This is a genomic window from Anaerococcus prevotii DSM 20548, assembly GCF_000024105.1.
GTDB classification, from domain to species: Bacteria; Bacillota; Clostridia; order Tissierellales; family Peptoniphilaceae; genus Anaerococcus; species Anaerococcus prevotii.
Genome location: NC_013171.1, coordinates 198,679 through 220,729, shown reverse-complemented (window position 1 = coordinate 220,729; position 22,051 = coordinate 198,679). Strand labels below are relative to the sequence as shown.

Annotated in this window: 27 protein-coding genes and 1 riboswitch; of the genes, 2 read left to right on the top strand and 25 right to left on the bottom strand. The window is 37.0% G+C overall.

Features of this window, described 5'->3' with window-relative positions:
• Positions 1-1,104: a toxic anion resistance protein gene (locus APRE_RS00995; protein ID WP_015777161.1), complete on the top strand. Its 1,104-nt coding sequence runs from the start codon at positions 1-3 to the stop codon at positions 1,102-1,104.
• A gap of 9 nt (positions 1,105-1,113) precedes the next feature.
• Complete coding sequence (locus APRE_RS00990; protein ID WP_015777160.1) at positions 1,114-1,374, top strand: hypothetical protein; 261 nt, start codon at positions 1,114-1,116, stop codon at positions 1,372-1,374.
• Between the two features lie 187 nt (positions 1,375-1,561).
• Here APRE_RS00990 and APRE_RS00985 read toward each other — a convergent pair whose 3' ends face one another.
• From APRE_RS00985 to APRE_RS00865, 25 genes are all read right to left on the bottom strand, one after another.
• Positions 1,562-2,194, bottom strand: a complete 633-nt coding sequence (locus APRE_RS00985; RefSeq protein WP_012803664.1) for an ABC-2 transporter permease — start codon at positions 2,192-2,194, stop codon at positions 1,562-1,564.
• On the bottom strand, positions 2,175-3,041 hold the full coding sequence (locus APRE_RS00980; protein ID WP_012803663.1) for an ABC transporter ATP-binding protein: 867 nt from the start codon (positions 3,039-3,041) through the stop codon (positions 2,175-2,177). The genes APRE_RS00985 and APRE_RS00980 overlap by 20 nt, the downstream gene beginning before the upstream one ends.
• A complete protein-coding gene (locus APRE_RS00975; protein ID WP_012803662.1) occupies positions 3,034-3,411 on the bottom strand; it encodes a GntR family transcriptional regulator in 378 nt (125 codons plus the stop codon). Before APRE_RS00975 ends, APRE_RS00980 begins: the two co-directional genes overlap by 8 nt.
• Before the next feature lie 96 nt (positions 3,412-3,507).
• The gene (gene fni, locus APRE_RS00970) at positions 3,508-4,518 is read right to left on the bottom strand and encodes a type 2 isopentenyl-diphosphate Delta-isomerase (protein WP_012803661.1); all 1,011 of its coding nucleotides are present in this window, start codon (positions 4,516-4,518) and stop codon (positions 3,508-3,510) included.
• 10 nt (positions 4,519-4,528) lie between these two features.
• Positions 4,529-5,740, bottom strand: coding sequence for an LCP family protein (locus APRE_RS00965; RefSeq protein ID WP_012803660.1), 1,212 nt, complete (start codon positions 5,738-5,740; stop codon positions 4,529-4,531).
• Between the two features lie 143 nt (positions 5,741-5,883).
• Complete coding sequence (locus tag APRE_RS00960; protein ID WP_012803659.1) at positions 5,884-7,155, bottom strand: Glu/Leu/Phe/Val family dehydrogenase; 1,272 nt, start codon at positions 7,153-7,155, stop codon at positions 5,884-5,886.
• 108 nt (positions 7,156-7,263) lie between these two features.
• Positions 7,264-8,664 (bottom strand): S41 family peptidase, encoded by a 1,401-nt coding sequence (locus APRE_RS00955; protein WP_012803658.1) that lies wholly within the window; start codon positions 8,662-8,664, stop codon positions 7,264-7,266.
• A complete protein-coding gene (locus APRE_RS00950; protein WP_012803657.1) occupies positions 8,657-9,010 on the bottom strand; it encodes a hypothetical protein in 354 nt (117 codons plus the stop codon). The genes APRE_RS00955 and APRE_RS00950 overlap by 8 nt, the downstream gene beginning before the upstream one ends.
• 1 nt (position 9,011) lies before the next feature.
• Positions 9,012-10,022: a tRNA (adenosine(37)-N6)-threonylcarbamoyltransferase complex transferase subunit TsaD gene (gene tsaD, locus APRE_RS00945; RefSeq protein ID WP_012803656.1), complete on the bottom strand. Its 1,011-nt coding sequence runs from the start codon at positions 10,020-10,022 to the stop codon at positions 9,012-9,014.
• The gene (gene rimI, locus APRE_RS00940; protein WP_012803655.1) at positions 10,015-10,455 is read right to left on the bottom strand and encodes a ribosomal protein S18-alanine N-acetyltransferase; all 441 of its coding nucleotides are present in this window, start codon (positions 10,453-10,455) and stop codon (positions 10,015-10,017) included. The genes tsaD and rimI overlap by 8 nt, the downstream gene beginning before the upstream one ends.
• On the bottom strand, positions 10,424-11,113 hold the full coding sequence (gene tsaB, locus APRE_RS00935) for a tRNA (adenosine(37)-N6)-threonylcarbamoyltransferase complex dimerization subunit type 1 TsaB (RefSeq protein ID WP_012803654.1): 690 nt from the start codon (positions 11,111-11,113) through the stop codon (positions 10,424-10,426). The genes rimI and tsaB overlap by 32 nt, the downstream gene beginning before the upstream one ends.
• Positions 11,094-11,540 carry a tRNA (adenosine(37)-N6)-threonylcarbamoyltransferase complex ATPase subunit type 1 TsaE gene (tsaE, locus tag APRE_RS00930; RefSeq protein ID WP_012803653.1) on the bottom strand — a complete coding sequence of 149 codons (447 nt, stop codon included), beginning with the start codon at positions 11,538-11,540 and terminating at the stop codon, positions 11,094-11,096. The genes tsaB and tsaE overlap by 20 nt, the downstream gene beginning before the upstream one ends.
• A gap of 81 nt (positions 11,541-11,621) precedes the next feature.
• Positions 11,622-12,218, bottom strand: a complete 597-nt coding sequence (locus tag APRE_RS00925) for an ECF transporter S component (RefSeq protein ID WP_012803652.1) — start codon at positions 12,216-12,218, stop codon at positions 11,622-11,624.
• A 59-nt stretch (positions 12,219-12,277) separates the two neighbouring features.
• Positions 12,278-12,393, bottom strand: a riboswitch (FMN riboswitch).
• A gap of 69 nt (positions 12,394-12,462) precedes the next feature.
• Positions 12,463-13,122 carry a winged helix-turn-helix transcriptional regulator gene (locus APRE_RS00920; RefSeq protein WP_012803651.1) on the bottom strand — a complete coding sequence of 220 codons (660 nt, stop codon included), beginning with the start codon at positions 13,120-13,122 and terminating at the stop codon, positions 12,463-12,465.
• Positions 13,123-13,371: 249 nt separating this feature from the next.
• Positions 13,372-14,061 carry a 2,3-diphosphoglycerate-dependent phosphoglycerate mutase gene (gpmA, locus tag APRE_RS00915; protein WP_012803650.1) on the bottom strand — a complete coding sequence of 230 codons (690 nt, stop codon included), beginning with the start codon at positions 14,059-14,061 and terminating at the stop codon, positions 13,372-13,374.
• Positions 14,061-15,110: a rod shape-determining protein gene (gene mreB / locus APRE_RS00910; protein WP_012803649.1), complete on the bottom strand. Its 1,050-nt coding sequence runs from the start codon at positions 15,108-15,110 to the stop codon at positions 14,061-14,063. The genes gpmA and mreB overlap by 1 nt, the downstream gene beginning before the upstream one ends.
• A gap of 8 nt (positions 15,111-15,118) precedes the next feature.
• Positions 15,119-16,288, bottom strand: a complete 1,170-nt coding sequence (gene metK / locus APRE_RS00905) for a methionine adenosyltransferase (protein ID WP_012803648.1) — start codon at positions 16,286-16,288, stop codon at positions 15,119-15,121.
• The gene (gene ispF, locus APRE_RS00900; RefSeq protein WP_012803647.1) at positions 16,288-16,764 is read right to left on the bottom strand and encodes a 2-C-methyl-D-erythritol 2,4-cyclodiphosphate synthase; all 477 of its coding nucleotides are present in this window, start codon (positions 16,762-16,764) and stop codon (positions 16,288-16,290) included. The genes metK and ispF overlap by 1 nt, the downstream gene beginning before the upstream one ends.
• On the bottom strand, positions 16,764-17,468 hold the full coding sequence (ispD, locus tag APRE_RS00895; RefSeq protein ID WP_012803646.1) for a 2-C-methyl-D-erythritol 4-phosphate cytidylyltransferase: 705 nt from the start codon (positions 17,466-17,468) through the stop codon (positions 16,764-16,766). Before ispD ends, ispF begins: the two co-directional genes overlap by 1 nt.
• Positions 17,461-18,564 carry a PIN/TRAM domain-containing protein gene (locus tag APRE_RS00890; RefSeq protein ID WP_012803645.1) on the bottom strand — a complete coding sequence of 368 codons (1,104 nt, stop codon included), beginning with the start codon at positions 18,562-18,564 and terminating at the stop codon, positions 17,461-17,463. The genes ispD and APRE_RS00890 overlap by 8 nt, the downstream gene beginning before the upstream one ends.
• A 10-nt stretch (positions 18,565-18,574) precedes the next feature.
• Positions 18,575-19,054 carry a CarD family transcriptional regulator gene (locus APRE_RS00885; protein ID WP_012803644.1) on the bottom strand — a complete coding sequence of 160 codons (480 nt, stop codon included), beginning with the start codon at positions 19,052-19,054 and terminating at the stop codon, positions 18,575-18,577.
• Positions 19,055-19,152: 98 nt separating this feature from the next.
• Positions 19,153-20,046 (bottom strand): diacylglycerol/lipid kinase family protein, encoded by an 894-nt coding sequence (locus tag APRE_RS00880; protein ID WP_012803643.1) that lies wholly within the window; start codon positions 20,044-20,046, stop codon positions 19,153-19,155.
• A gap of 176 nt (positions 20,047-20,222) precedes the next feature.
• Positions 20,223-20,987, bottom strand: coding sequence for a hypothetical protein (locus APRE_RS00875; RefSeq protein ID WP_012803642.1), 765 nt, complete (start codon positions 20,985-20,987; stop codon positions 20,223-20,225).
• Complete coding sequence (locus APRE_RS00870) at positions 20,988-21,671, bottom strand: ABC transporter ATP-binding protein (RefSeq protein WP_012803641.1); 684 nt, start codon at positions 21,669-21,671, stop codon at positions 20,988-20,990. It abuts the gene before it with no gap.
• Positions 21,658-22,029: a GntR family transcriptional regulator gene (locus APRE_RS00865; RefSeq protein WP_012803640.1), complete on the bottom strand. Its 372-nt coding sequence runs from the start codon at positions 22,027-22,029 to the stop codon at positions 21,658-21,660. Before APRE_RS00865 ends, APRE_RS00870 begins: the two co-directional genes overlap by 14 nt.
• Positions 22,030-22,051 lie beyond the last annotated feature (22 nt).

The window sequence follows — 22,051 nt, the reverse complement described above, 5'->3', positions numbered from 1 at the left end:
ATGAGCGATATAGAATTAAGACTAGACGGATTATCAGAAGACGATAAGCTCGATACAATAAGTGACAAAGAAATTGACCTAGTAGAAAATAAAATCACATTTTCCCCTGACGAAGAAAAGATGATCGATGAGTTTTCCAAAAAAATCGATCTAGAAGATACAAATATCATCCTCCAATACGGATCTGGTGCCCAAAAAAAGATTTCAAACTTCTCAGAAAAGACCCTGGATACCGTAAAAAACAAAGACCTTGGAGAAATTGGCGGCCTCCTAGACAAATTGGTTGTAGATATAAAGTCAATGGATGCGGAAGAGACTTCTGGCCCTTTAGGATTTTTCAAAAAACAAGTAAACAAGATAGATGCCCTAAAATCTAAATATCAATCGGCGGAAAAAAACATAGGAGATATATCCAAAATCTTAGAAAACCACCAAATAACCTTGATGAAAGATATTTCCATGCTCGATCAGATGTATGAGCTAAATGAAGACTATTATAAGGAAATCTCAATGTATATAGAAGCAGGTAATAGAAAGCTTATGGCAACTTACAACGAGGATATACCTGCTCTTGAATCCAAGGCCCGTGAGTCTAACCTCCCTCTTGACGCCCAGAAGGTAAACGACCTAAAGGCTCAGGCCAACCGCTTCGAGAAAAAGCTCCATGATTTGGACCTTACAAGGATGGTCTCAATCCAAATGGCCCCACAAATCAGGATGGTCCAATCATCAAACTCAATTATGGCAGAAAAGATTCAAACAACCATAGTAAACACCATTCCACTCTGGAAGAACCAAATGGTCCTAGCCCTAGGCATGAATCACACCGACCAAGCCATAAGGACCCAAAAGAGAGTTACAGACTTAACCAATGATCTCTTAAGGAAAAATGCAGATACCCTAAAACAAAACACAATCGAGACTGCTAAGGCCACAGAACGTGGTATAATCGACCTAGATACAATTAAGCATACCAACGAGGCTTTGATTTCAACCATAGAAGAAGTTAGAAATATCCAAATCGAGGGTAAAAAGAATAGAGAGCTTGCCAAAGCTGAAATTAAAAGCTTAGAAGAAGAACTAAAAAGAAATCTTAACAAATAAGGAGAAAGAATGACTGAACAATTAGAATTTAAATTCGACTGCCAAATGTTAATAGCAGGCGAGAACCTAGATGAAGACGAAATATTTGACTATATAACAGAAAACCTAGAAGGAGACAGCCTCCTTGCTGTAGGAGATGAAGATCTAATAAAAATCCACTTCCACTCCAATAAACCTTGGGAAGTCTTGGAATACGCAGCAAGCCTTGGAGAAATCCACGACATAGTAGTAGAAAATATGCAAAGACAAGCCGAAGGCCTTCAAGGCTAAAATAAAATTTAAGGGGCTGTTGCAGAATGAATAAATCGCACCATTATCGTTAGAAGAACCTCCACGGAAATTTTGCCTCCATGAGCCGGCAGGCTCCACTGAAAATTTCCTAAGAGAACCTTCTAACGATGGTACGATGATTATTCATAGTTTTGCAACAGCCCCTTTACGATATTTTATAAGTTAATTAAACTTCTTTATTATCAAAAATCTTAAAAGAAACAAGTAAAGACACTAGATTTAATAAGATTATAAAAATAAGAATTGCAAAAGCTAAGGTGTTTTCACTTATAGATAGATTTCCAAGCAAAAATCTTCCCAGATTTTCTTTATTTTTTCCTATTATCATAAATATAGCAAATCCCAAGAGATATGAAATAGAGGTTAATTGTCTTGTTTTATTTGATCCTAATTTGTACATCAAAGGTATTTCAATTAATGAAATAAATTCAGATGCAACTATTAAGATAGATAAAAATAGGAGTAAGCTTAAGTTTTCAATTTTCACTTTCAAGAAAAATATTAATGCTAGACTAATTAAAAGTGATGTTAAAGTTATAATCCAAAGAAAGACATATCTTGATATAACAATTTTTCTTCTTGAAAATCCACTTGCTATCAAGTACCTATCTACCGAGTAGTTATTGTCCGTTTCAAATAAAGCACCTATAAGTCTTATAGGAATTATTACAAAGTACATTGGAAGTATAAAAAATTTATCCATTTTTACAAAAGATATTCCTACTACTCCTGTCAATAAATATAAGTAGATAAATATCTTTTTTATTACCAAGAAATCTTTATATATCAAGGCTCTCATTGTATTTCTCCTTTATCATAAAAACCATAATATCTTCTATCCTAGCCTTATCCATATCAAGTCCCTCTGGGACCAAGCTTTTTTCTATGAGGCATTCTATTCCAAAAGAATGCTTTCTCACTCCTACAATAGCTCTCTTATCTAGGCTTTCAAACTCATCTTTACTTAGAGTAGCAATACCATATTTCTCTTTTAAGTCTTCTTTATTCTCTAAAAAAATTATTTTTCCCTTATGGATAAAGGCAATTTCATCAGCTATTTTTTCCAGATCAGATAATATATGAGAAGAAATAAGTATACTTTTATTCTCATCTTGAATAAAATCTAGAAGAAGATCTAGTATATCGTCTCTTGCTATGGGATCAAGGCCACTTGTCGCTTCATCCAAAATAAGTAAATCTGCATTGTGACTTAAGGCTAGGATAAGAGATGTTTTCATCTGCATTCCTCTAGAAAATAATTTTAGGTCTTTATCTTTTGGTAAATCGAATTTTTCTACCAAATTCCAAAACATATTTGATTCCCATAAGCTTCCAAAAAATAAACTATGAAATTTTTCTACTTGCCTTAAATTCATATCTTGAGGTAAATACAAATCATCAAAAACAAAGGCTATCTTTTTTCTTTCATTTTCGGTCAAATCCTTCTTCTTTTTACCAAATATGTAGATTTCTCCTTCTTTCTCTTCAATATTAGATAAAATGAGCCTGATACTAGTAGACTTCCCAGCTCCATTTTCACCTATCAAGCCTAAAACGGAACCCCTTTTTATATCAAGGTCCAAGGGACCAAGATGAAAGTTATCGAATTGTTTTTCGACCTGTCTAAGACTTAAGATATCATTCATATTCTTCCTCCATTAGATCCAGTAAATCATGAAGTTCATCCCTGCTAAAACCTATAAGCTTAGATAAATCGATAGCTTCTTTTAGTTTTTCTTCGATTTGTAAGGTATATTTTTCTCTAATAAACTGGGGATTAATATCCTTTACGAAATTTCCCTTGCCAGGAACCGAATCTATCAATCCATCCTTAATTAACTCATCATAGGCTCTTTTAGTAGTAGCAACACTTACTCTAAGTTCTTTTGCAAGAAACCTAATAGAAGGCAAGGCTTTATTCTTGTCAACTTCATCATTTAAAATCGCATCTTGTATTTGGTTTTTTATCTGTAAATATATAGGATCATCACTCGAGTATTTAATCTTTATATTCACTTCTTCCTCCTACTGTATATATTGTACATTAACAGTTAAACTTTTCAATCCTCAACAAAAAAACCCTAGCAATTTATGCTAGGGCGACTAGAACTATCAATCCAAAAGCTGTTTAAGTCTGCCAACAACCTTGTAGTCAACTTTCTTCAATTCTTCTATATTTTTGACTCCGAGTAGGCACATTATTATTTTTATCTTGTATTGTAAATCCTTTAGGAAGTCCTCACAAGCTTCGTAGCCTCCATGAAGGAGGTATCTTAGGACTTCTCCACTCATAGCAGCCATATCAGCTCCTATGATAATTGATTTTACGATGTCTGTCGCATTTCTTAGGCCACCTGATGCAATGATAAAAACATCTTCCGATACACTCCTTACATCTATGATGGACTTCGCTGTAGGGATTCCCCAATCGTAAAATTCAGAAAAGTCTGTTTCCACATCTCTTAGGTCTTCGATTTCTATGAAGTTAGTTCCGCCCTTTCCGGCTACATCGATGTATTCTACTCCCATATCTAGTAGCTTACTGGCAACACTTTTAGAAATTCCTGATCCTGTTTCTTTTACTATTATAGGAGTATCGAGTTTTTCTACAAGATTTCTAATATTTTCACCAAGTCCCCTAAAGTCCCTATCTCCTTCTGGCATGACTAGCTCCTGGGCTATATTTAGGTGAACTTGCATAATGTCTGCATCTATCAAATCTTTGGCGAAAATAAAATCTTCAAGGCTTCTCTCAGATCCTAGATTTCCGATTTTTATTATATCCTTATCCTTAAGGAGTGTGAAGGAATCACGACTTTCCTCGTCCTTTATGGCGATAGCCTCACTACCTGAGGCCATGGGTATGCCTACTGCTTCACAGATTGAGGAAAGGTCTTCGTTGATATCACTTCCTGCTTCCCCTCCTCCTGTCATGGCGTTAACCATAAGGGGCATGGATATTCTTCTTCCTAGAAATTCTATTGAAGTATCAATCTCTTCCATATTCATATCAGAAAGAGCGTTGTGTTCAATATAGATATCTTCCAGCAAGGTATTTGTTATGATTTCACTTTTAAGATAATTTTCTATATGTTCATCTTTTCTTTGTCTTCTATCTTCCATTTCCCACCTATCATTCATCTTTATCACTAGTATCAGACTTTTCTACCTTTTCCTCAGTTTCCTTTGGGCTTTCTTCCTTTTCTTTAGGAGCTTCTTCAGGAAGAGCCTCTTCTACCTCTTCTTCTACATATTCTGGCTCATAATATTCGTACTCATAGCTAGGGGCTGGTTCATAGTAATGTGGTTCGGTATCTTCTATTATTTCTTGCCTAACAGGGGCCTCTACTTCTGCCTGTGGAACTGGATCTTCTTCGACTTGATTTTTTCTTCCATCTAGGATATTCCCATCCTCATCTATACCCGCCTTGGTCCTGTCCCAATTTTTAAGTTTAAAGTTTTGAAATTCCTTGTCTACCAATCTCCAAGTCTTCTCAAATTCTGGTAGATAGTAGCTAGTTCCTTCAATTGTTTGCTCTCTGCCTGGAACTGTAAAGGTTGAGACCTGATCTGATGAGAACTTGTCAATATTGTTGGTCAAGTCCATTAGAACTCCCATTGGAAGGTTGGTCTTTACATATTTTAGGTAGTTAGTTGCAAAGGTCGTTAGGTTGATTTTTTCTGACTTTGATACTATTTGATCTACCATGGCCTTCATAAATCCTTGTTGGGCCTCAACCCTTCCTATATCTCCGTTTTCATAAATTTTCCTAGTTCTGAGATACCATAGGGCGTGCTGGCCGTCGAAGTGATTCATCCCTTCTCTAATCTTAAGGCTTCCTACGTCTATCGAAACTCCCTTAGGAACATCGAAGTCTACCCCTCCTAGGGCATCTATTATATTTTCTACAGCCTTGTAGTTTACCTGGACGTAATAGTCGATATCAAGGCCCAAGAAATTTCTTAAGGTCTGGATAGTAAGCTCTATTCCACCAAAGGCGTGGGCGTGGTTTACCTTATCGAACTCTTGTCTAATCTTTACCCTAGAGTCTCTTGGGATAGATAGGATGTCGATTTTTCCTGTTTCAGTATTAGCCTTGACTAACATTATGGTATCTGTTCTTGTAAAATCGTCATTGTCATCATCGTCTGAATTCTTATCAACTCCTACAAGCAAAAAAAGGTGTTCGTGTTCATTACTTCCTATAGCATCATCATCAAAGGAGAAATCATCCCCATAGGTTTTCTTGAGTTCATTATTCTCCAGCTTATTAAGGATGGTATTAGATCCAAAATAAGCAATTATGGCGACAAAAACTATAGCCAAAAATTTTTTTATCCTCATTATAATTCCTTATCTAATTTTAGTAAAACTTTCCTACCTACTATTATATTCGAAATAAATACTCCTACAAGATGAGGGCCTCATCTTAATCTTCTAAATAAAAAAGGAGCCTAAGCTCCCTTATGAATTTACATCTCATAAATTCAATATCTTCCCTTGTATTTGAGGGCTTCTGCCATGGATTTGATTGCTACCATGAATGAAGCCTCCCTCAAATCGACATTTTCCTCTTCTGCCATATCGAAGATTCTTTCAAAGACCCTAAGCAGATCTCCTTCTTCCTTATCCTTAACCTTGTCATAGTCAAAATAATATCCAATTTGGTTTTGGATCCATTCGTAATGACTTACTAGGACTCCACCAGAGTTGGCCATGATATCTGGTATAAGGACAACTCCCTTATCTTCAAGGACTTGTGCTCCACCTGGTGTTGTTGGACCATTTGCCCCTTCTGATATGACCTTGGCCTTTATGGTCTTTGCGATTTTTTCTGTGATGACATTTTCTAGAGCACAAGGAAGGATTATATCTGTATCTAGGGCAAAGAATTCTTCGTTACTAATCTTTCTAGAATCAGCATAGTCTAGGACTGAAGATCCATCTTCTTTTAATTTCCTTAATTCTTCTACATCTAGGCCATCTTCATTAATAATGGCAGAAGAACCTGATGGAGCTTTTCTATCACTTGCATTTACAGCAATTAGCCTTGCTCCAAATTCAGACATGTATTTGGCTGCAAAGTAGCCTACATTACCAAAGCCTTGGCAGATAAAAGTTTTTCCCTTAAGGCCCTCATCTTTTCTCTCATATGCGTATTTTACAGCAAGGGCTACACCAAAACCTGTTGCCTGATCTCTTGCAAAAGATCCTCCGAGGGCAAGAGGCTTACCTGTAAAGGTCGCAATATCTTCCCTTCCCTGATTTAGGGCTATATATTCATCGATGAAATACCCCATAATCTTGGCGTTTGTATTTACATCAGGAGCTGGAATATCTATTCTACTTCCTAAATAATTATTAGTAGCACGAACAAAACCACGTGATAGGCTTTCGATTTCTCTTTCAGAAAGCTCTTTAGGATCTACAATGACACCACCCTTGCCACCTCCTAGGGGAAGGCCCAAAAGAGCGACCTTGATACTCATCATCATAGAAAGAGCCATCACTTCTTCTCTTGTAACATTTTTATCAAATCTTATCCCACCCTTGGATGGACCTAGGGCGGAAGAATGGGCTGATCTAAAGGCCTTAAATACCTTGGTCTTGCCATCGTCCATCTTTATAGGAATCGCAACTTCTATAAGTCTTTCTGGCTCTTTTAATATTTCATAAACAGCAGAGTCTAACTTAAGCTTATCGCAAGCCTTCTTGTACCTATCTCTAGTAGCTTCTAATATATCTAATTTCTCACTCATATTAGCTCCTTAATTTGTTTTCTATTAATAATAATACATACAAATTTATTACTAGTCAATTTCTGAAAAGAAAAACTTCCAAGACAAAAATTTATCCTGGAAGCTTATTTACTCCTTAGCTCCTAGAAGCTGGTCTATAGTAGTTAGGCTAGCTCTGTAGGAGTTTGATATAATATCCGGAGTTGTTGGATTTTCCTCGTTGATTTTTCCTGCTGGATCATAGCCTAGGGTGTTGGTGTAAGTGAAAACCAAGCCTGAATTAGGCATTACAGAGTTAATCACTCCAAGAGTTATCCCATCTCCCCCAGTCGTATTTCCTATAAGGGTTGCTGTATTTGAATATTTCATGAAGTTGGCGAAGCCTTCTGCTGCCGAGAAGACATTTCCATCTACCAAAAGATACATAGACCCATCAAAGCCATAGTCCTTGTTAGAAGTGTCAGGATTTACTGTAATTATATCCTTCATGTAAAAGTCAAAGCGCTTAAGGTCTTCTTCGTTGTCGAGTTTAATAGCCGATATATCTACATTAGAAAGTCTTTCGACATTGTATCTATCGTCAGAAAACATGAGCTTGGCCTGGTTGGACTCTTTGAAAAAGAGCTTATTTGTTACAGTTTTGGGCCCAGTTATAAGCTTTGGAAGGAGGAAATTTTGCCAATATTCCATATTACCTCCGGCATTTCCCCTTATATCAATTGCAAGGGCCTTGTAGAGGTGTTTGTTTTTTAAGAATTCTTTTAGGACCTTGAGGTCTTCTGTATATTTCTCACTTCCTGCCATAGACTTTACCCTAAGGATTGCTATATCATCGCTAGCTTCTTCAAATTCTAGATTTACTGTAGTATCCTTATCAAAAATGGCCGATCTTCTAGAAAGACTAAGGGGGCTATCTACATCACTTTGGACCCCTTCTAGACCGTACCTGTTTCTTACAACCTGCCTATTTAGATTTAAAAATTCATAATAAATCGAAGGCGATTTCCAGTTTTTTGAAAAATAAAGGAGGGTCTTTTCTACATAGGCCTTATCGGCAATTCTTGTATGATTATTCCTTAAATCTCCACAAATCTCTTCCATGACCTTCATAAAGTCTTCGTCGTTTTCACAGCCTTCTACCATCTTCTTGTATTTATCATAATTGTTTAGAAAGTCAATATTGTGTTTTCTCTTCAAAACTCCAAAGAAGGGGTAGTTGTTTTGGATTTGGTTGAAGAAATAATCGAAATCTTCTAACCTTTCTTCCTTGGTCAATTCCTTGGGTCTTTGGGCCTTTGGGACTTGAAGTCTTAGGGGCTCGTCTAGGTTCTTGTACCACTTTAGGTACTCATCTACTGTAAATCCCGTAATCTTGTCTGGAAAAAAGCTCCCATCAGATAGGATAATCCCTGAGTTATCGAACTCTCTCATGGCCCTCTTGCTCTTCATAGAATCAAGCCTTCTTCCAACGCAGGAAGTCATTATGATTAAGGAGAAAAATATAAGGCCAAGCTTTAATTTCTTATTCATCTAGAAATCCTCCATTTAATACCAAATCTCTCTTGTAGAGATCGTAGAGGAGGGGGATATTTCCTATAGGATTTACCAAGGAATATATTATGATAAATACTATAATAAAGGATAATCTATTCTGCTCAAGTCTTCTAATAGAGGCTTGGCTATAGTTTTTATTTTTGAGGTTGGCGAAGGAAAATACAAGGGCAAAGACTCCGAAAACTATTTCAAAAATCTCCCTATAATAAATGCCGAAGGCAAGGACTCCTAAGCCTGCCAGAAAATAAAGAAGGCTGCTTAGTTTTACTAGGTTGTTGTATCTTTTTATGAGATTTCTTTCTCTCTTATTTCTCTTTCGCATATCATAATTCCAAATTCGGGTAGACTTTCATGAAATTATCGTCTACGACTCCGTTTTTATAATTTAAGAAACCCGCCATGGCAATCATTGCCGCATTATCTGTGCACAAAATTACAGATGGATGGTAGAATTTGATTCCTTCCTTATCGCATTCTTCCTTAAGTCTTTCCTTAAGCCTAGAGTTTGCAGCAACTCCCCCGCTTACGGCAAGAGTCTTAAGGCCTGTTTCTTTAAGAAGCATCATGGACTTATCTACCAAGACATCGACAACAGCTTCTTGAAAGCTCGCTGCAAGGTCAGCCTTGTTTACTTCTTCTCCCCTTTGTTCAAGCTTGTGGGCGTAGTTTAGGACTGCTGTCTTAAGACCTGAGAAGGAAAAATCATAAGATCCCTTATCTAACATCACCCTAGGAAAGTCTATAGCGTCCTTATTTCCTTCTTTGGCTAGCTTATCGATCTTTGGTCCTCCTGGATAGCCTAGTCCAATTTTTCTTGCAACCTTATCGAAGGATTCTCCTGCTGCATCATCTAAGGTTTTTCCTATGACTTCATAGTCAGTGTAGGAATTGACCTTACATAGGTAGGTATGACCTCCGGATACGACTAGACTTATGAAGGGAGGTTCTAGGTCCTTGTTTGACAAATAGTTGGCGCAAATATGCCCTTGCATGTGATTGGCACCAATCAAAGGAGTACCTGTAGCAAGAGATAGACCCTTAGCTGCAGAAATCCCAACCAAGAGCGACCCCATAAGTCCTGGTCCCTTGGTTACAGATATAAGATCTATGTCATCATAACTTAAATTAGTATCGGCTAAGGCCTTCTCTATTAGGGGATTTATAGCTTCGAGATGCTTTCTACTTGCAATCTCTGGCACAACTCCTCCGAAAAGTGCATGAATATCAATCTGTGATGATATCAAATTCACCAATACTTCTCTATCGTTTTTGAGAATCGCAACAGAACTATCGTCACAGCTTGTCTCAATTCCCATAGTATAAAAATCACTCATATAATTTCCTTTTCATATTGTAGGCATCTTCTCCCAATTTTTGATAATAGTTTTTCCTGATGCCATCTTTTTCAAAGCCAAACTTTTCATAAAGTCCTATAGCCTTAAAGTTTTTGACAGAAACTTCTAGCCAAATTTCCCTAGCTCCGCTCTCCTTACTTTTTTCTATAAGGTGGGATAAGAGTTCTTTACCAATACCACGCTTTCTGTAGTCTTCATCTACTGCTATGGTAAAGATTTCTACTAGGTCTAGGACCTTGCTCGCTATGTAAAAGCCCACTATCTGACCATCTAGCTCATATACATAGTGGTTTAAGAACGAATTGGCAGTAAGCTCTTTTATAAGATTCTTCTTAGTCCAGGGTTCAAAGAATGAAGCATTTTCAATCTCGTAAACCCTATCAGCGTCCTTTATTTCCATCCTTCTTATCATTTTTGGCTAACTCTCTTTCTGCCTGACTGGCTCTAAGGTAGTTTGGAACAATCTCATAAAGCTCTTTTTTCGGAAAATCTTCCTCTATGGCAATCTTTACCAGAGACCTTCCTATAGAATTATTGAAATTTAAAGGAAGGCTCATAGCTTTATCAAACTTATCCTCATATTTTTCATTCAAAGTTCCGATAAGCTCAACATCACGTCCTAGGTCATTTACCCTACTTGCAAAGTCATCTATGGTATACAAATCTTCCTTGATCACTTCATTAAAGTTTTCATCATATACTGCCGCATAGACTCTATTACCCCTGGCATCTATCATTGGAACCTTTAATCTAGCTGATGATGAATTGTTAGCAAGGGCTAGGAGGGTTGATATGGCAATAAGATCCTTACCTGTAGCTTGGGCTAGGGTCTTTGCTATGGTCATCCCAATCCTAAGGCCTGTAAAAGAACCTGGCCCCTTGCTAATAACGAACTTATCTATATCTCCTACCTTCATCCCCAAAAGATTTAGCAAGGTCTCAATCATAGGAACCAGAGATTCGCTGTGAGTTTTCTGTTGGTTGACATTAAAATCTCCAATAATCTCCACCCCATCTGATATAGTCACGGTCGAAATCATTGTAGATGTATCAATTGCTAAAATATTCATTTATTTCACTTCCTCTAATTGACCCAGAGTCAATTGTAATCTCTCTCTCATTTTCTCCTAATTTTTCTATACTTATATTTATCATATCTTCAGGCAAGTAAGGCCTTACATTTTCTGCCCATTCTAGTATTGTTATGGCATCTTCCGGATAGAAGTACTCCTCGAAATCTATATCGAAGATCTCTTCAGGATCATCAAACCTATAAAGGTCCAAATGATAAATCTTCTTATCCCCTTCATAGATATTTACAATGGCAAAAGTAGGAGAAGAAGAGTCCTCTATGGCAAAGTACTCTGATATATAGCCAGTGAGAGTAGTCTTTCCCGCTCCCATATCTCCCTTAAGATTTATAACATCACCCTCTTTTAAAAGAGGGGCAAATTTATAAGCAAATTTTTTTAATTCTTCTAAGTTTTTAATAATCATAATTCCTCTTAGCTTCTATTATACTAAAGAAGGCCCAATAAAAAAAGCCCAACCACAATGATTGAGCTTAAGAATCTCTTCTTATCTTCTTTTGATGATTGGGGAAACTCTTTTATAAACTAATTCTGTTACAAAACTTGCTACAAAGCCTTTGACAAGATTAAATGGTGCAATAGATAAAAGCATTAGGCTAAAGTAGCTTTTAACTAGACCATTTGTCTTAGCTGTCATACCCACAAAGGCATTTAGGTCAAGGCCCATAACCTTAGCATAGGTTGGGAAAACTATAAAGGCGTTTGAAAGTGTGGCAACTGCTGTCATTGCAACAACACCAAGAGCCAAAGAAAAGATAGCTGTCTTTTTAGTCTTTCTATTTTTATAAATACTTGATGAAACATAGACAAAAACTGCACCCACTATAAAGTTAGATAGTTCTCCAACTCCACCTGTAGTAGTCTTGGTCAGATTTAAGATATTTTTGATAAGTTGGATTAAAACACCATACCAAGGTCCCATAGCAAAGCCACCGATAAGGGCTGGCACATCAGCTAGGTCAACCTTCATAAAAGGTGGGGCTATTGGTATCGGAAATTGGATAAACATCAATACATAGGCAAAGGCTGCCAAGATACCAACTTTAACAACTGAGTTTAAACTAAATGTTTTACTTCTATTCATACTTCCTCCTTATGGGCAATAAAAAATGCCCGATATCAGGGCAAAAAAAGTAGATTAATATTAATCTTCTTTCATCCAGACTTTACTGTCGGTATTGGAATTACACCAATTCAGTCAAATAGACTCGCGGACTTTACCGCCGGTTAAGGAATTTCACCTTTCCCTGAAGATATCGCTAAGCGATAATATTTAGTTTATTCTTAAGTTCATCATACCAGATAAAAGATCTTTTGCAAGAAAAATGCTATTCGTTTTCACACTTATCCAGCACCCATTTGTAGCCCTTCTTGCTTACGGTCTTTATAGGACTGAGCTTTGCTTTTTTGAATTGGCTTCTAATCTTTCTTATGTACTCTCTGACTGATCTTTCAGTTGTGTCAAAGCCTTTTCGGGCCATTTCTTCAACTATTTCTTCCTTACTTAGGATACTTCCCATATTTTTGATTAGAATTGAGCAAATCGCTATCTCGCTTTTGGTCAAGTCTAGGATATCATTGCCAATCCTAAAAATCCCATTATCCTCTTCGAGACTGCAGATACCCATGCTTATGATGTTTGCTTCTCTAAGCTCTTCTACTTTCCTAAAGACATCCTTTATAAACTCCTGCCTGGTTACAGAGTGAATGACAAATTCCTTATCATCGATTTCTGCCTCGTAAGGGTTTTTCTTATATCTTTCTGTTAGATATATAACAGGAATATTAGTCTTTTGTTTTATAAATTGTATAACTTGCAAGCACTTGTTGTGGGTCATGTCGACCAAGATTAGATCGACTCCTTCTAAATCCCTAAACAAGAGATCATCTACTGAATCGATTTTTTCTACAAGTACTTCACTTTTATTGAAACGAGAATTAATAAGTGAGGATACCCCATTCTCATTTTCTACAGATAGAATCCTCATACTTTCCTCCATATCCAAGGATTAATTCCAAAATAAGGAAAGTGCACTAGCGCACCTTCAATGTTAATTTTACCACAAATTGATAAATGTCGCAAAAAAGCAGCAATTTATAAGGGTCCAAGCTTCATAATCAGACCATTTTTATTCATATATAAATTTAGGTATTTTAAAAGGAGTTGAAAACTCCCTAGCTTAGGCTTAGCAAAAATTATTAATCTTGCCCAGAAGGGAGCTAACATCCTCCTTATCTTATAGATAGTATTTTTTAACTACGTTTAGCTCATCATCTAGTTCGTAAACTAGTGGTTGGCCTGTTGGAATTTCAAGGCCCATGATGTCTTCGTCTGAGATTTTCTCTAGGTGTTTTGCTAGGGCTCTTAGGCTATTTCCGTGAGCTGCTACTAGGACTGTTTCTCCATCAAGTAGTTGTGGAGCGATGTGGTCGAAGTAGTAAGGAAGTACTCTCTCAAGAGTTACTTTTAGGTTTTCTGCTGTTGGAACAACGTCAGCTGGAAGATGTTTGAACATTGGAAGTTCAGCTTGTTTTTTAGCTTCTTCTTCACTTAGTTCTGGTGGGAGTGTATCATAGCTTCTTCTCCAGATGTGAACTTGTTCATCTCCATATTTTTCAGCTGTTTCAGCCTTATTTAGTCCTTGAAGAGCACCGTAGTGTCTTTCGTTTAATCTCCAAGATTTTTCTACTGGAACAAACATTTGTCCTGAGTATTCTAGGGCATAATTACAAGTTTTGATAGCTCTTGTTAGAACTGATGTGTGAGCATGGTCAAACATTATTCCTGCTTCTTTGATTTTTCTACCAGCTTCTTTAGCTTCTTCTTCCCCTTTTTCAGATAGGTTTACGTCAACCCAACCTGTAAATTTGTTGGCAAGGTTCCATTCACTTTGACCGTGTCTTACTAGAACTAATTTTTTTGTCATTATCTTCTCCTTAATTTCTCGTCCATTTCTAACTCTTTTTGTTTGCCCTTTACGGCATCATTTCTCTCTTCATCTAGGGAATCCATCCAGTTTAGGGCCTTGGATGTACCTATTATAACACACTCTGTCGCATCATCTGCGATTTTCGCTTCGATTTGAAGCTTTTCAGTAAGCCTTTGTCTAAGACCTAGAGTATAAGCTCCTCCGCCTGTAAGGATTATCTCCCTATCGTATATATCAGATTGAAGCTCCGGTGGTGTTACTTCTAGTACTTTCTTTACCCCATTGATAATCGAATCAATCTCAGGCCTTATGGCATCGTAGATTTCTGCAACTGGAAGGAAAATTTTTTGTGGGAGTCCGTTTGATATAGACCTTCCACTTACTTCTATAGATTGCTCGCTTCCTACAAGTCCTGCTTCGATTTTAATCTCTTCGGATTTACTATCCCCTATTAATATACCATATCTTTGCCTGATGTAGTCTTTTATTTTCTTATCAAAGGAAAGTCCTGCTGTATTAACAGACCTACTAGCTACAACTTGGCCCATAGATATGACAGCTATATCACAGGTTCCTCCTCCGATGTCTATCACAAGGCTTCCACCTGGATCGGTTATATCACATCCTGCTCCTATAGCTGCAGCTAAGGGCTCTTCTATTAGATAGGTCCTATGACTTCCTGCATTATCACTAGCCGCAAGGACTGCTCTTTTTTCGACTTGACTTGATCTTGAAGGAACACAGATTAAAAGGTCTGGTTTGAGCAAGGTTTTCTTTACTGCCTTATCCAAGAAATATTTTAGCATTCTTTCTGTAGCTTTAAAGTCAGAAATTACCCCATCTTTCATAGGCATTATGGCCTTGATATTGCCTGGAGTCCTCCCGATAAGCTTTTTCGCCTCACTGCCTACCGCAAGTATATCATCAGTTAGTACATCTATCGCTATGACAGAAGGCTCTTCTAGAACTATTCCCTTGCCAGCGACATACACTAAGACAGAAGCAGTTCCTAAATCTATCGCTATAGATTTTCTTAGTCTTGCCATATCATCTCCTAGTATTTCTTTAATTCATCTTTCTTATCGACTCTTTCCCAAGTAAAGTCATTGTCATCTCTTCCAAAGTGACCAAAGGCTGCAGTCTTTTTATAGATTGGTCTTCTAAGATCTAGTTTGTCTATTATAGCTTGAGGTCTAAAGTCAAAGTTTTCTTTTACAATCTCTAGAATCTTTTCGTCATCGTATTTACCTGTGCCAAAGCTATCTACATAGATTGATAGGGGTCTTGCAACTCCTATAGCATAGGATAGGCCGATTTCCAACTTGTCAGCAAGTCCTGCTGCGACCATGTTTTTGGCTGCATATCTTGCCATGTAGGCAGCGGACCTGTCTACCTTTGTTGGATCTTTTCCTGAGAAGGCTCCTCCACCTGACTTAGAATATCCACCGTAGGTATCTACTATTATTTTTCTTCCTGTAAGTCCACTATCGCCCTTAGGTCCTCCGATTACAAACTTGCCTGTTGGGTTTACGTAAATCTTAGTATCCTCATCCATTAGGGAAGAATCAATTACTTTATCGATCACTTCTCTTTTGATGTCTTCTTTAATTTTTTCTAAGGATACTTCTGGGCTGTGTTGGGCTGAGATTACGATTGAGTCAATTCTTTTTAGCACCCCATCGTCGTATTCCACAGTTACTTGACTCTTTCCATCTGGTCTTAGGTAAGAAAGAGTTCCGTCACGTCTCACATCGCTTAGCTTTTTGGATAGCTTTTGGGCATAGACTACTGATAGGGGAAGATATTCATCGCTTTCATTATCAGCATAACCAAATACCATTCCTTGATCTCCTGCCCCAATTTTGTCGTAGTCTTCGTGACTTGTCTCATAATCTTGAGCTGAGTCCACTCCTTGGGCAATATCTGATGATTGCTCGATCAAAGAAGTTAGGACAGCTACGTTTGAATAGTCAAAGCCTAGGCTTGGATCTTCGTAACCTATTTCTTTTATAGTATCTCTTACTATTTTTTCTATTGGTGCATAAGCCTCTGTTGAGATTTCTCCTACAACTAGGACAAGACCTGTTGTTGTTACAGTCTCACAGGCAACTCTTGAGTTTTTATCTTGTTTTAGACATTCATCTAAGATAGCATCAGAGATTTGATCGCATACCTTATCAGGATGTCCTTCTGTTACGGATTCACTTGTTATAAGTCTTTTCATTATTTCCTTCTTTCTAAAAGAACTACTGCGCGCGCTTCAATTCCCTCGCCCCTGCCGGTAAAGCCGAGCTTTTCGCTTGTTGAAGCCTTGACGCTAATATTTTCTATATCTGTTTTTAAATGTTTTGCCAAAATTTTTCTGATGTCTTCCCTAATTGGGGCAATTTTAGGCCTCTCGCAAATTGTTACAGTATCGAGATTTCCAATTTTGTAGCCTTCTTCTTCCATAAGGGCCACTACCTTATCTAAAAGATCTATAGAATATATATCCTTATAGAGAGGATCTGTATCTGGAAATAAATTTCCTATATCAGGCTTAGCAAGAGCTCCTAGGATGGCATCCATTATAGCATGAGTTAGTACATCTGCATCTGAATGACCCAAAAGCCCGAGCTCGTAATCAACCTTGAGCCCTCCTAGGTATAGGTCCCTTCCCTCAACTAGTTTGTGAACATCATATCCAATTCCTATTCTCATTATACGTCCTTTTTCCTCTGAAGATATGCATTTGCAAAAATTATATCCTCTTGAGTTGTTATTTTTATATTCGAATACTCTCCGTGGACTACCTTGACCTTCTCATCCCTATCGAAGAATTCAAAAAGTTGGGAGTCATCTGTTACTTTAAATTCGCTAGCAAGATATTTCTCATACATGGCATATATAAGCTTTTTGTCAAAGGCTTGGGGAGTTTGGATGTTATAGACATAGTCCCTATTGGGTGTAAAGTCTACGTACATATCATCATCTATAATCTTTACTGTATCCTTTGACTTGGTAGCAGTAATCACCGCCTTGTTTTTCCTTAAAGCATTGATAGTCTTTAGGAAAAGTTCTTCGCTTGCAAAAGGTCTTACCCCATCATGAGTTAAGACCAATTCGCTTTGTGGATCAAGAGCTTTTAGTCCTTCAAAGGTTGAAAGCTCCCTAGTTGTACTACCATATACGTATCTTATATTTCCATCATATTTTTCTAAAATATCTTTTATTATATCCTCGTCATCTTTTCTTATGACTAGTATTATCTCATCTATCTCTTTTACTCTACTTACAGTATCTAGGGTGATCTCTAGGACCTTTCTTCCTCCTACTTCAATGTAGGGCTTGTTAATCTTAGATCTCATCCTAAGACCTGAGCCTGCTGCTGTAATTATTGCAGATATAAATTTTCCATCAATCATTCTTATGCCTTACAAATATCATTCTACCAGCTGATGTCTGAAGTACAGAGGTTACTGTAGCATCGATCGTTTGGTCGATATATTTTATTCCGTCTTCAACAACAACCATAGTTCCATCATCTAGGTAGCCTACTCCTTGGTTTTTGCCTTTTCCTTCCTTGATGACGTCAATTCTCATCATCTCTCCAGGAATTACTACAGGCTTTAGGGCATTGGCCAAATCATTTATATTTAATATAGGAATACCCTGAACGTCAGCTACCTTGTTTAGATTGTAGTCATTAGTAAAGACCTTGCCATTTAAGTCCATCGCAAGCTTTAAAAGCTTGGAATCCACTTCTTTTATATCTTTATAGTCTTTGTTTACGACTTTTAGCTTGATCTTGTTATTTTCCTTTATTTTATTTATGGTATCAAGACCCCTTCTTCCCCTCTCTCTCTTAAGATCATCAGGGGAATCAGCTATGTGTTGGAGCTCTTCTAGAACAAACTCACTTACTATTAGTTCTCCTTCAATAAAGTCTGTTTCTATAATATCAAGGATTCTTCCATCTATTATAACTGATGTATCGAGAATTTTAGGGCTTGCTGTACGTTTATTTCTCTCAAAGATAAAGGATTTGCCTTCTTTAGCCTCCTTATTTTCTTTTTTCTGAAATATCCCCAGTATATCTTCAGCATTATTAGATGCAACTCTCCAGCCCAAATACCCTAAACCTATATATAATAAAATAGATAATAGCACAAAAATTAGATTTCCTACATAAGGAATGGTTAGTTCGGTTAGGGGTTTGGTCACCAAGGCTGCTATCAAAAATCCTAATATAGCTCCTACAATCCCAACAATCAGTTTATTAGCCGGGATTTTCTTCAAATTCTCCTCGAATAGATTAAATCCTTGCTGAAACCTATCCGAAAACTTGTCCGTCAGCATATAAAAAACTAATGCTCCCAATAAAGCTGCGGCAATATGAGCAAAAATCTTTACAAAGCCGGCTCCCGGTAAAAAATCCGTGCCGGCATTTATAAGTCTTAAGATCACAATGCCAAGAACAGCTCCGATTATTGAAAGCACTAATCGAATTATTCTTTTCATTTGCTTCTCCTTAGAGTCCTATAGACTCGTCTATCATCGCTTCCGCTTCTTCTTTCTTTAGAGAACCTGCCATTACTAGCTCACTTGCAAGAATCCTCCTAGACCTGTTTAAAAGTTTCTTCTCTGTAGTAGAAAGTCCCTTGTCATTATCAAGGATAGCAAGATTTCTTACCATCTTGGCTATCTCAAAAATATCGCCAGTCTTTAGGATTTCTTGGTTTTGTCTATATCTTACAGTCCAATTATTGCTCATATCACTAGGGTCGTCGTCGAGAATCTTAAGCACCTCATCTCCTTCTTCCTTAGTGATTACATCTCTTATGTTCATCTCATTGATTTTGCTTGTAGGTATTGATATATCCATATCTCCTATTGGCATTTTTAGGATGAAATAATCCTTTACTTCTCCCAAAAATTCCTTTTTCTCAATAGAGTCTATGGTACCTGCCCCATGCATTGGGTATACGATCTTATCGCCGATTTTAAACATTTTTACCTCCTAGGTCCTCTATTATATTATAACCTATTTGGTAGCTTTAGTAAATGTTAGACTGAACAGTATATCACAATTACCTGGCTCTTTCAATCCTATAAGCCATTTTTTATCATAATTCTCTTATTTAAAATCTCGATTTTGGCATCAGTACTTGAGCCACCATATTCTCCATCCAAGGACCAGGACACCTCTCTATCTGTTACAACCCTAAAGGACTTACCTTGACGCATTATCACCATCTCGTTTTCCTTCTTGTTAGTAAGGGCGTTTACAATCTTGTTGATTTCTGCTATACTATTTGGCTTTTTGATCATAGTTAGTTCAAATATTCCATCATCAAGACCTACATTATCTCCCAAAATTTTGGTAAAGCCTCCAACAGAGTAGGAATTGGTAACCATAAAGTGAACGAATTCTCCTTCGATTTCATTTCCGTCAAATTCCACCTTTACATTATTTGCTTCCATAGTTTGAAATGGCAGCGCCTTTTTTAGTCCTTCGAAAACATAGGCGCTCCTTCCAAATATATTTTTGAGGTCTTGATCTGTATTAAAAGATATATCAGATAAGGTGCCAAATGCTGCTACATAGACAAAATACTTATCGTCAATTTGTCCCACATCTATTTCCTTGATCTTATCACTAATTGCAAGCTTACTTGCTTCTTTTATGTCTAGAGGAATATTTAAAGACTTGGCGAAATCATTGGTTGAGCCTGTTGGTATATAAGCAAATCTAGGACTAATTCCTGCCTTAACTGCACCAGATATGGCTTCATCAAGGGTGCCATCTCCACCGGATACTACGATTCTTTCAAACTTATGGCCGATTTCTCCTACAATTTTTCTGCAATCGCCACTTGCTTGAGTCGCATATATTGTTACAAGATAGCCATTTTCACTAAAATAGTCCACTATCCAACTTATGTATTCTCCGATGGTTTGCTGACCTGAGTTAGGATTATATACAAATAATAATTCCTTCATTTTTATCTCCTTAAAAACAAGTAATCTTATGGATGATTTTACTTTCTTTTAGCTATTTTTAAAGCTTGTTAGTCTCAATATTGTTCAGCTAAAAATAAAAGCCTCCTACAAAATACAATTACTATCCCTAAAAAATTAGTTGTTTTGTAAGAAGCTTTATAATATTTATTAATATTTTATTCTACAGAAAGTTTCTTCTTGTGAAAATAGTTTGTGGCAAAATAAATTGCTATAAGCTCTATAATAAATACCCCTATAAATATATAGTTAGGTTCAAAAAAGCTTAAGGTCATATCAGGATTTTGAACTACAGTCTTATCTACTGCAAATCGGGCGAGCATTCTTATTTGGATAAAGCTTTCTAAGGCGAAAAGAATGACTCCGACAACAACTGGACCAAGCTTTCCTAGCTTTTTGAAATAATAAGAATTACCAATACTATTAGCTGCCATAAGGGTTAGGCTAAGTATTAGTCCAAAGCCAAGGAAAGCTAGTAATACTTTTAATATATCTAGATATTGGCCTGGGCTAAGTTCTCCTAAAAGCCTTCCAAATTCCCTAAAGAAATCTACTAAATCAAAATCTGATGGAAGGGCCAAGGAGATGTTAAAAAGATAGCTTAGGCTAGTAAAGATCCCTAGGATTATATAGTTTATAAATCTCGTTAGGGTGATTTTATTAGAACTTATAGGATAGCTTGAGTAAAGAGCTGCATATTTTCCATAAAATCTATTGTGATCATTTCCTACGAGAATGACAAGAGCTATAAGGGGCCCTGCCATTAGGATAGTTACGGCTATGACTGTGATTATATTAAAGCCTTCAAGTCTTGTAAAATGGCTTAGGGACAGTCCTGCAAATACTCCTATAAGAGGAATAAATAACCAAGGAAGTATTGCAAAAAAGTCTTCTTTCATAATCTGTTTTAGTAAGTTTTTCATCTAGATTACCTCCGTAAAGTATTCTTCGACACCCATATTTTTCTTCTCTCTGATATCGTCTACTCTTTCATTTACTATGATTTTCGCTTGATCTATAAAGATTGCCCTATCGAGGACTTTTTCTATTTCACCAATGAGGTGGGTAGAGATTAACAAGATTCCTTCATAGTCGAAATTATCTATTATAGTCTGAAGAATGACCTTCCTAGACTTTGGGTCAATACCACTCATTGGCTCATCCAAAAGATAAACTTTACTTTTTCTTGAAAGACTTAGGGCGATTTGGATCTTCTCTTTCATTCCCTTGGAACATTCCTTGATTTTTAGATTCTTATCAATACCGAAACCTTCAATCAAATTTATGAATTTCTCTTCCTTAAAGTCAGCAAAGAAATTCCCATAAAGCTTTCCAAGCTTATAAATCTTTAGGGATGGGTCAACTGGCAAGTGGTCTGGCTGGTAGGAGACGTATGCGTTTGTAGCATCTCCTGGATTTTTCCCATTAATCTTAACTTCACCAATATAATTTCTCTCAAGGCCTGAAAGTATCCTAAGTAAGCTGGTCTTTCCTGAACCATTCTCGCCGAGAAGACCCACTATTTGCCCTTTTTCTATATTTAAATTTACATGGTCTAGGACTGCACGCCCTCCATAAATCATAGTTAAGTCCTTAATTTTTATCATAATCTTCCTCCCAATATTTCTTAAGTAATTCTATCGATTCATCCTTTCCTAGATTCAGATTGACCGATCCTGTAATAAAGTCATCGGCCAATTGGTAAAAGGCCTTGTTGGATAACTTATCAATTGACGACTTATCTTCTGTTACAAATCTTCCAGCAGTCCTCTGGCTTAGACAAAGACCTTCCCTTTCTAGCTCCTGGAGGGCCCTTTGGACTGTGTTGGGATTTACCTCATAAATCTTGGCCAAATCCCTTACTGGAAGGATCTTCTCTCCAGCCTTCCAATCTCCTACAGATATCTTGATTTTGAAATCCTCGAGTAATTGGAGGTAAATGGGTCTATTATTATCAAATTCCATCTTAGCTCCTTTTTGTATTATT

What these genes read in the sequence shown, in the direction of transcription:
- APRE_RS00865 (WP_012803640.1), bottom strand. Translation starts at nt 22,029, where the DNA reads ATGGAATTTGATAATAATAGACCCATTTACCTCCAATTACTCGAGGAT.
- APRE_RS00920 (WP_012803651.1), bottom strand. Translation starts at nt 13,122, where the DNA reads ATGAGGATTCTATCTGTAGAAAATGAGAATGGGGTATCCTCACTTATT.
- ispD (WP_012803646.1), bottom strand. Translation starts at nt 17,468, where the DNA reads ATGATTGATGGAAAATTTATATCTGCAATAATTACAGCAGCAGGCTCA.
- APRE_RS00960 (WP_012803659.1), bottom strand. Translation starts at nt 7,155, where the DNA reads ATGAGTGAGAAATTAGATATATTAGAAGCTACTAGAGATAGGTACAAG.
- APRE_RS00885 (WP_012803644.1), bottom strand. Translation starts at nt 19,054, where the DNA reads ATGTTTAAAATCGGCGATAAGATCGTATACCCAATGCATGGGGCAGGT.
- metK (WP_012803648.1), bottom strand. Translation starts at nt 16,288, where the DNA reads ATGAAAAGACTTATAACAAGTGAATCCGTAACAGAAGGACATCCTGAT.
- gpmA (WP_012803650.1), bottom strand. Translation starts at nt 14,061, where the DNA reads ATGACAAAAAAATTAGTTCTAGTAAGACACGGTCAAAGTGAATGGAAC.
- APRE_RS00955 (WP_012803658.1), bottom strand. Translation starts at nt 8,664, where the DNA reads ATGAATAAGAAATTAAAGCTTGGCCTTATATTTTTCTCCTTAATCATA.
- APRE_RS00980 (WP_012803663.1), bottom strand. Translation starts at nt 3,041, where the DNA reads ATGAATGATATCTTAAGTCTTAGACAGGTCGAAAAACAATTCGATAAC.
- APRE_RS00925 (WP_012803652.1), bottom strand. Translation starts at nt 12,218, where the DNA reads ATGAATAGAAGTAAAACATTTAGTTTAAACTCAGTTGTTAAAGTTGGT.
- tsaB (WP_012803654.1), bottom strand. Translation starts at nt 11,113, where the DNA reads ATGAATATTTTAGCAATTGATACATCTACAATGATTTCGACCGTGACT.
- tsaE (WP_012803653.1), bottom strand. Translation starts at nt 11,540, where the DNA reads ATGATTATTAAAAACTTAGAAGAATTAAAAAAATTTGCTTATAAATTT.
- mreB (WP_012803649.1), bottom strand. Translation starts at nt 15,110, where the DNA reads ATGGCAAGACTAAGAAAATCTATAGCGATAGATTTAGGAACTGCTTCT.
- rimI (WP_012803655.1), bottom strand. Translation starts at nt 10,455, where the DNA reads ATGATAAGAAGGATGGAAATAAAGGACGCTGATAGGGTTTACGAGATT.
- APRE_RS00990 (WP_015777160.1), top strand. Translation starts at nt 1,114, where the DNA reads ATGACTGAACAATTAGAATTTAAATTCGACTGCCAAATGTTAATAGCA.
- APRE_RS00880 (WP_012803643.1), bottom strand. Translation starts at nt 20,046, where the DNA reads ATGAAGGAATTATTATTTGTATATAATCCTAACTCAGGTCAGCAAACC.
- APRE_RS00950 (WP_012803657.1), bottom strand. Translation starts at nt 9,010, where the DNA reads ATGCGAAAGAGAAATAAGAGAGAAAGAAATCTCATAAAAAGATACAAC.
- tsaD (WP_012803656.1), bottom strand. Translation starts at nt 10,022, where the DNA reads ATGAGTGATTTTTATACTATGGGAATTGAGACAAGCTGTGACGATAGT.
- APRE_RS00890 (WP_012803645.1), bottom strand. Translation starts at nt 18,564, where the DNA reads ATGAAAAGAATAATTCGATTAGTGCTTTCAATAATCGGAGCTGTTCTT.
- fni (WP_012803661.1), bottom strand. Translation starts at nt 4,518, where the DNA reads ATGGAAGATAGAAGACAAAGAAAAGATGAACATATAGAAAATTATCTT.
- APRE_RS00995 (WP_015777161.1), top strand. Translation starts at nt 1, where the DNA reads ATGAGCGATATAGAATTAAGACTAGACGGATTATCAGAAGACGATAAG.
- ispF (WP_012803647.1), bottom strand. Translation starts at nt 16,764, where the DNA reads ATGAGAATAGGAATTGGATATGATGTTCACAAACTAGTTGAGGGAAGG.
- APRE_RS00875 (WP_012803642.1), bottom strand. Translation starts at nt 20,987, where the DNA reads ATGAAAAACTTACTAAAACAGATTATGAAAGAAGACTTTTTTGCAATA.
- APRE_RS00985 (WP_012803664.1), bottom strand. Translation starts at nt 2,194, where the DNA reads ATGAGAGCCTTGATATATAAAGATTTCTTGGTAATAAAAAAGATATTT.
- APRE_RS00870 (WP_012803641.1), bottom strand. Translation starts at nt 21,671, where the DNA reads ATGATAAAAATTAAGGACTTAACTATGATTTATGGAGGGCGTGCAGTC.
- APRE_RS00965 (WP_012803660.1), bottom strand. Translation starts at nt 5,740, where the DNA reads ATGAGGATAAAAAAATTTTTGGCTATAGTTTTTGTCGCCATAATTGCT.